The sequence below is a fragment of the Vibrio sp. 1F169 genome (genome assembly GCF_041439605.1).
Lineage (GTDB): Bacteria > Pseudomonadota > Gammaproteobacteria > Enterobacterales > Vibrionaceae > Vibrio > Vibrio tasmaniensis_A.
Window position 1 is genome coordinate 1 of record NZ_JBGOOI010000115.1, and the last position, 8350, is coordinate 8350.

6 protein-coding genes are annotated in these 8350 nt (G+C 42.5%); 3 read left to right on the forward strand and 3 right to left on the reverse strand.

What is annotated here, in order from left to right; genetic code table 11:
• Positions 1–88 precede the first annotated feature (88 nt).
• From hpf to ACED53_RS22265, 3 genes are all read right to left on the reverse strand, one after another.
• The gene (gene hpf / locus ACED53_RS22255) at positions 89–424 is read right to left on the reverse strand and encodes a ribosome hibernation-promoting factor, HPF/YfiA family (RefSeq protein WP_004735034.1); all 336 of its coding nucleotides are present in this window, start codon (positions 422–424) and stop codon (positions 89–91) included.
• Between the two features lie 422 nt (positions 425–846).
• Positions 847–2271 carry a transporter substrate-binding domain-containing protein gene (locus ACED53_RS22260; protein WP_017100683.1) on the reverse strand — a complete coding sequence of 475 codons (1425 nt, stop codon included), beginning with the start codon at positions 2269–2271 and terminating at the stop codon, positions 847–849.
• A 157-nt stretch (positions 2272–2428) separates the two neighbouring features.
• The gene (locus tag ACED53_RS22265) at positions 2429–3157 is read right to left on the reverse strand and encodes an outer membrane protein assembly factor BamD (protein ID WP_009848466.1); all 729 of its coding nucleotides are present in this window, start codon (positions 3155–3157) and stop codon (positions 2429–2431) included.
• A gap of 137 nt (positions 3158–3294) precedes the next feature.
• Here ACED53_RS22265 and rluD point away from each other — a divergent pair, with 137 nt between their 5' ends.
• The 3 genes from rluD (at position 3295) to clpB (ending at position 7729) form a co-directional block, all read left to right on the forward strand.
• Positions 3295–4269 carry a 23S rRNA pseudouridine(1911/1915/1917) synthase RluD gene (gene rluD, locus ACED53_RS22270; RefSeq protein ID WP_009848467.1) on the forward strand — a complete coding sequence of 325 codons (975 nt, stop codon included), beginning with the start codon at positions 3295–3297 and terminating at the stop codon, positions 4267–4269.
• An 8-nt stretch (positions 4270–4277) separates the two neighbouring features.
• Complete coding sequence (gene pgeF, locus ACED53_RS22275) at positions 4278–5012, forward strand: peptidoglycan editing factor PgeF (RefSeq protein WP_032499186.1); 735 nt, start codon at positions 4278–4280, stop codon at positions 5010–5012.
• A 143-nt stretch (positions 5013–5155) separates the two neighbouring features.
• Positions 5156–7729, forward strand: coding sequence for an ATP-dependent chaperone ClpB (clpB, locus tag ACED53_RS22280; RefSeq protein WP_017100685.1), 2574 nt, complete (start codon positions 5156–5158; stop codon positions 7727–7729).
• Positions 7730–8350: the final 621 nt, after the last annotated feature.

An 8350-nucleotide genomic window follows, 5' to 3' on the forward strand; every position in this document is an offset into this window, starting at 1 on the left:
CAACGGTATGCTAAGAACAAAAATGCCGTTCACTCTTAAGTGAACGGCATTAGCCCTGAGGCGCTATTTTTTAATCTGTCATATTTCCTTATTCTACTTCAGCTTCTAGCTCTTCGATTTCAGGCTTTTCAGCGCGGCGCGCTTCTGGTTTATGGCGCAGCTTGTTGAGTTGACGCTCTAGTTTTTGTTCTACTTCGTTGATCGCTACGTAGAGGTCGTCATGAATTGATGAAGCAACAAGTTGGCCTTTTGGTACCGTTAGAACGGCTTCAAATTTTTTCTTTTTATTTGGTTCTTCGCTAAAGCTCGCTTGGCAGCCAATGATGTCTACTTGCCATTTATCCAGCTTCTTAAATTTGCTTTCTATGTGATCACGGATTGCAGAGGTAATGTCGATATTTTTACCAGTGATGTTCATTTTCATAGAAGTTTTCCTCTGTTGTATCCCTCATGGGTTAACTTCAGATTACGACTTTTAGGAATAAAGAATGTGATCTAGATCTTGTTTTGGTTGGGTGGGATAAGCATTAAAATCAAATGTGATCTCACGCAAGTCTTGATATCTTTTTGTCGAAAAATACTTGTTATCCCTATGAAAAACGATAAGTTGGAGACAAGGCTTCGCTAAAAATTAAACCAGTTTTTAGGGGCGGACTACAGCCTATAGAAAGTGCTCGATTGAAATTTACTCAATAGTGTTTTGTGATATAGGTATCATTATGTAGCTCTGCGTAAGCTTCTTCAGAATTAGATAAACAAAAGCCGCATAAGTTTTCTTGTGCGGCTTTTATGTTTTTAACCTTATCTAACACCTTTGTTCCTCAAACTCTGATGTTGAGGGGGAAGTTAATCGTTAGTGTTTAGTAATCTCGCTGTACTGTCCTCTCGGATGGCATTGATTGCTTGCAATTGTTTGTAAATGACGAAGTAACGATTGATGTTGGCGACATAGGTTACGGGTTCTTTACTCACGTACTTACGAGTGATGATTTCGACGTTTTTAAACCAGATATTTGGGTTATAACCCTTCTTTTTAGCAATGTTCCGCATCTTTCTTATCTTAGCGGGGCCGGCATTGTAAGAAGCTAAAGTGAAGTAGATTTGATTGTCAGGCGATATCGCTGGATCGTCAAAATATCGGTCTTTGATAAAGCGCATATATTTCACACCAGCATGGATGTTGTTATCCACCTTATGTATGTTTTTTATATTGACGTTTTTGTCTTTGGCGGTACTTGGCAATACCTGCATTACACCGATGGCGCCGCGGTGAGAAACCCTGCTTTGATCAAGTCCAGACTCTTGGAAACCTTGAGCTGACATCATCAAAGGGTCGAATTCGTATTCATTCGAATATTTTTCAAAGACATCTGCCAGTTTTGCCACTCGGTCTACTTTATTTGGGTTGAGTGCTCGCCCTAACCAACGAGTGTTGTCGATGTATTTATTATAGATAACGTTCCCAAGTAGAGTTCCTGTTCGTGCGGTCTTTACGTATTTGTTGATCTCGTTCTTTAGCTGAGGGCTGTCTTTTCTCAGTGCCCAAGCAATTTGACCATTTTCACGCAGCGCCAACTCAGTGTGTACCTGAATGTTTTCCATAACATCGAGCCAGAGCTTAGCTTTGTGGCTATCTAGAACTGTACCTTGTATATAACCCTGATTAACCAGTTCTATCAGCTCGTAGTCTTGCAATGATTCTTCGATAAAGTGGACATGCAGTGGTGGTAAACCTAGTGCGTTAAGCTCTTTGTTGACTCTTTGAACACTCTCGAAGTAACTCGAGCTAGCTCGGATCCAGACCTCTTGACCACTCAATTGCTTGATTTCGGTGATAGGGGCAGAATTTTTTCCGGTGATAATCAGTTCTTTCCCATCTTTGATCATTGGATCGGAAAAATCGATGACACTTAACCGCTTGTCGGTGATCGTTAGGTTGGCGACAGCGACATCACCGTAACCAGATTCTAACGAGGGGAGTAGATCATCTCGTTGCACGGGGATGATTTGAACGTTGAGATAGGGGTGCTTCTTACGAAGACTTTTCTCAAAGTGGTAGAGCATTTCTGCCACAATACCTTTTGGCTTGCCATCTTCTATGTAGTAAAAGCCCAGATCAGCCGAAACCAATACTCTCACTGTTCCTTTTGTTTTGAGTACATCTAAGTCTCCCATGTAAGGTTGATTGCTCAATGGGGACAGTTCTAATGCGTTGGAAAGTTGGCTAAATAACCCGATCCAGATAAATAATAACATCCTGCTCACATCCACACTCCATGTTGATGTTTTGTTAAAAGTTATCTATTGAAGATACTGCTTATGTTGCCATTCATCAAGTTTACCAGACGAAGTTCAAAAAAAATCGCGCTAACAAATTAGCGCGATTTTGAAGTGATTGTTTTAGTTAACGACGAGTGTGATTCGCTGACTAAGGCAGTGGATTGAGCTCGATTAACTTTTCTGTTCGTAACACTGCGTCTTCTAAGCCTAGTTGTTCATAAGCTTCTAATTGAATGTCTAAAGACTTACGTGCAGCAATGGTGTCAGGGTAAGTCTTCTGCAACTCTTGTGTTCTGTTTATAGCTGCAATCCAAGCTTCACGACGCAGGTAGAAATCAGCGGTTGCTAAGTCATACTCCGCGAGGCGGTTTTTCAGTGCGAACATGCGTTTTTGTGCATCTTCAGCGTATGGGCTTGCAGGGAAACGTTCTAACAGTCGTTTGAAATCAGCAAAGGCAAGTTTCACAGGCTCTGGATCTCGGTCGCTACGATCGATATTAAAAATATCATGCATGAAGTTTCGGTCTTGTGCCATATGCGTTAAACCGCGCATGTAAAGAACCCAATCTTGTTTCTCATGAGTTGGGTTTAAACGTAGGAATCGCGAAATAGTCGCAAGGCCAAGTGCCAAGTCATCATTTTTGTAGTAAGCGTAAATCAGATCCAGTTGTACTTGTTCAGAATAGGCGCCGAATGGGTAACGAGAGTCTAAGGCTTCTAGCTTTTCGATTGCAGAAAGCCAGCTACCACTCTGCAGTGATTCTTGGGCGTCAGAGTAAAGAACCGATGGCGGTACATCCGGTACTATTTCTTCACTACTTGAACAACCAACTAAGAGTGATACGGCTAATAGACCCGTTAAAGTAAGGTGTTTCATGTCAGGCGTCGATTCCTTGAATTAAATATTTCGTAAGCTTCCGTTACTTTCTAACCAGTAACAGATACAATGATGCAATTATTCTATTTTATCCATACTAATGGGTATTAGTCTCACGGTTTTTAAAAAAGTTCGATATGGCTCAGCAGATAACATTAACAGACACAGTAAAAAGCAGCCAGTTAGGTCAACGTTTAGACCAAGCTGTCGCTGAACTATTTACCGATTTTTCTCGCTCTCGTATTAAAGAGTGGCTTCTTGACGGCAAAATCCAAGTGGATGGCGAAGTTATCACTAAACCGCGCACCATAGTTTTGGGCGGTGAAGCGATCATCTTACAAGCAGAGCTTGCGGATGAAGAGCGCTGGGAAGCACAAGATATTCCGTTAGACATTGTCTATGAAGATGATGATTTATTGGTTATCAATAAACCTCGCGATTTGGTTGTACACCCAGGTGCAGGTACGCCGGATGGAACCATACTAAACGCATTGCTTTTCCATTACCCTCAGATTGCTGAAGTACCTCGTGCGGGTATTGTGCACCGTCTTGATAAAGACACAACTGGTCTTATGGTGGTGGCTAAAACGGTTCCTGCTCAAACTCGCCTTGTACGAGCTCTTGCTAAACGTCGTATTACTCGTGAATATGAAGCAATTGCTATCGGTAAAATGACAGCGGGTGGTGTGGTTGAGAAAGGCATTAGCCGTCATGCAACTAAGCGTACGTTAATGGACGTTAATGAACTGGGTAAGCCTGCGGTAACTCACTACCGTGTTGCTGAGCACTTCCGCGAACATACTCGTATTCGTCTGCGCCTAGAAACGGGTCGTACTCACCAAATTCGTGTTCACATGTCATACCTTCAGCACCCGTTGTTAGGTGATATTGCGTACGGTGGTCGTGCTCGTATTCCTAAAGGTGCATCTGAAGAACTAACGACAATGATTCGTTCTTTTGATCGCCAAGCGTTACACGCGGTTATGCTGAAGTTTGTTCACCCGATTACTGGTGAAGAGGTAGAGTTCCACGCACCTGTGCCAAATGACATGGTTGTAATGGCTGAAGCGTTGCGTGTTGATGCTCGCGAAAACATAGAAGACGACATTTAATCGTGTCAATGATCATCCCTGACTGGAATGCACCAAAAAACGTGAAAGCATTTGCTTCGACTCGTTTTGATGGTTGTTCTACAGGTGCTTATCAAGGGTTAAACCTTGGTATGCATGTTGGGGATGATGCTTTACTTGTTGAAAGTAATCGAACATGGCTAAAGCAACAATCTAAGATGCCCACGGCTCCAGTATGGCTAAATCAAACTCACTCAACGGATGTCGTTACGGTTTTAGAACCTGTGGCGAATGTGCTTGATGCGGATGGTGCATTTACCACTGCAAAGGGGGTTGTGTGTTCTGCGATGACAGCCGATTGCTTACCGGTCATCCTTAGCGATACCAAAGGCACTCAAGTTGCTGCCGTTCATGCGGGTTGGCGTGGTCTTGCTGGTGGCATTCTTGAAAATGCCGTCGCAAAGTTTTCAAACCTAGATTCAGATAATCAGATCATTGCTTGGCTTGGTCCTGCTATTGGTAAAGATGCGTTTGAGGTTGGCAACGATGTGTTGGACGCTTTTGCTCGTTTTGACCCTCAAGCGAAATTAGCATTTAAAGCTAAATCTGAACCCGGCAAGTGGTTAGCAAATATGTCTCAACTTGCGACTCAACGATTAATGAAAGTTGGCGTGACTTCGGTGACAGATTCGAATCTATGTACATACGCAGATTCAGATGCTTTCTATTCTTATCGTCGTGATGGTATTACTGGGCGTCAGGCAACATTTATTTGGTTAGAGTAACCTCTGACTAGCATAACCACTCATCCAGTTCATTTATATTTTCATATCAGCTCTATTCTTCATCCTTATCCCTTGAAAATCTGCGTTACCGTATCCATCTTCTAACCATAAGATAAACATATCTAAAGAGTAGGAAGGTTGGCATGCGTCTCGATCGATTCACTAGTAAATTCCAAATTGCGATATCTGATGCTCAGTCGCTCGCATTAGGTCGTGATCACCAATATATAGAACCTGTACACCTAATGGTGTCTTTGCTTAATCAAGATGGCAGTGCGATTCGTCCATTGCTCACTATGTTGAATATTGACGTTGTTCAATTGCGTTCTAAATTGAGCGAAATATTAGACCGAGTGCCGAAAGTAAGCGGTATCGGTGGTGATGTTCAGCTTTCTAACGCAATGGGAACGCTATTCAACCTATGTGACAAGGTCGCACAAAAGCGGCAAGACAGTTACATATCTTCAGAAGTATTCCTACTCGCTGCCATTGAAGACAAAGGGCCTTTGGGTAACTTACTTAAAGAACTAGGCCTGACCGAGCAAAAACTATCTCAAGCTATCGAGCAAGTTCGTGGTGGTCAAAAGGTTGATGACCCGAATGCGGAAGATAGACGCCAAGCTTTAGAGAAGTTCACCATTGATCTGACCGAGCGAGCTGAGCAAGGCAAGCTAGATCCTGTGATTGGTCGTGATGATGAAATTCGTCGCACGATTCAAGTTCTTCAACGTCGAACTAAGAATAACCCTGTCATTATCGGTCAACCCGGTGTGGGTAAAACCGCAATTGTCGAAGGTTTGGCTCAGCGTATTATCAATAATGAAGTTCCTGAAGGCTTAAGAGGCCGACGAGTACTTTCATTGGACATGGGCTCATTAGTAGCTGGTGCTAAATATCGTGGTGAATTCGAAGAGCGTCTAAAATCAGTGCTTAATGAATTATCGAAAGAAGAAGGCAATGTCATTCTCTTTATCGATGAAATTCATACGATGGTCGGCGCAGGTAAAGGCGAAGGCTCTATGGATGCGGGTAACATGCTGAAACCAGCATTAGCTCGTGGTGAACTGCATTGTGTCGGCGCAACAACGCTCGATGAATACCGACAATATATAGAGAAAGACCCGGCTTTAGAGCGTCGATTCCAAAAAGTGATCGTGGATGAACCCACTGTTGAAGACACGGTAGCGATTCTTCGTGGTTTGAAAGAGCGTTATGAACTTCACCATCATGTAGAAATCACCGATCCTGCTATCGTTGCTGCAGCAACGTTGTCTCACCGGTACGTTTCAGATCGTCAGTTACCAGATAAGGCGATTGATCTCATTGATGAAGCGGCTTCGAGTATTCGAATGCAGATAGATTCAAAGCCCGAGTCGTTAGATAAGTTAGAGCGAAAAATCATTCAGTTGAAGATCGAACAGCAAGCTCTGACGAATGAAAATGATGAGGCCAGTGAAAAACGCCTGCGCACGCTACAAAGCGAACTTTCTGAGAAAGAACGCGATTTCGCAGAGCTTGAAGAAGTTTGGAACGCTGAAAAAGCGGCGCTGTCTGGTACGCAACATATTAAATCAGAGCTAGAACAAGCTCGAATGGATATGGATTTTGCACGACGTGCTGGTGACCTTAACCGTATGTCTGAATTGCAATATGGTCGAATTCCAGAGTTGGAGAAGCAGTTAGATCTCGCGACTCAAGCTGAAATGCAAGAAATGACCTTGTTACGTAACAAGGTGACTGACGCTGAGATTGCCGATGTCCTTTCAAAGCAAACCGGTATTCCTGTTTCTAAAATGCTAGAAGCAGAAAAAGAGAAACTTCTGAAAATGGAAGGTGTTCTGCATAAGCGAGTTATCGGTCAAGCGGAAGCGGTCGAAGTAGTATCGAATGCGATTCGTCGTAGCCGTGCTGGTTTGTCTGATCCGAATAAGCCGATAGGTTCGTTCTTGTTTTTAGGGCCAACAGGGGTCGGTAAAACGGAACTGTGTAAAACATTAGCGAACTTTATGTTCGATAGTGAAGATGCGATGGTGCGTATCGATATGTCTGAGTTTATGGAAAAACACTCTGTTGCTCGTTTAGTTGGTGCTCCCCCTGGTTATGTGGGTTATGAAGAAGGTGGGTACTTAACCGAAGCCGTTCGTCGAAAACCTTATTCTGTCATTCTGCTTGATGAGGTAGAGAAAGCTCACCCAGATGTGTTCAATATTCTATTGCAGGTTTTAGATGATGGACGATTAACTGACGGACAAGGTCGCACGGTCGATTTTAGAAATACCGTGGTAATCATGACATCGAACTTAGGTTCAACTCGTATTCAAGAGAACTTTAATACATTGGATTACCAAGGGGTTAAAAATGAGGTTATGGAAGTGGTGGGTAAACATTTCCGACCTGAGTTTTTGAATCGAGTTGATGAAAGTGTCGTGTTTCATCCATTAGGCCAAGAGCACATCGAGTCAATTGCCGCTATTCAGCTTGATCATTTGAAAAAGCGAATGGAAGACAATGGTTATGAACTCGAAGTTTCAGAAAAAGCGCTCAAGCTAATCTCTCAAGTTGGTTTTGACCCTGTATATGGTGCAAGGCCTCTTAAAAGAGCAATTCAACAAACAGTAGAGAACCCATTAGCGAAAGCGATACTTGCAGGGAAAATCAATCCGGATAAGAAAGTGCAGCTATTAGTGAATAACGACCGAATTATTGCTCACCAATAATAAAGGTAAGAACGATAGGTACGATTAGTCGAAATTAAGACGTAATCGTACCTATTTTGAACGCTTTGTGTGAATAGTGTCCGAACGATCGCCTGTGGCGATTTTTTTCCGTTTTTGGTCTTGTGCAAAGGGGGATTCTCTCTATAATGCGCCTCCGTTGCTAGGGATAACCAAGCGGTTTGAACTAAGTAACGAGACGACATTAAGCATTTAAGATGCTTTGAAAAATTAGCTGGAAAAAGTGTTTGACACTGGAACCCAATTCGCTAGAATGGCCGTCCACTTAGAGAGGCTCCTTGCTAAAAGGAACGCTCAACAAGTGAAGCTCTTTAACAATTTAAACCTATCAATCTGTGTGGGCACTCGTTGATGAATATCAAAACGTTTTATCGTTAGATAAAACAGATTCTTCGGAATCAAAATTGATTTCAATGAACTGAGTGACCAATACGTTTAACTACTTGTAGTTATTCGGCACAGTCAATTCATTACCATTCTGTTGGAATGGTAATAGCTTTAAAATTACACTCTTTATTTATAAAGAATAGTTTTGAAGTCAGTATTCGTTGAGTCACAAAATCTTAAATTGAAGAGTTTGATCATGGCTCAGATTGAACGCTG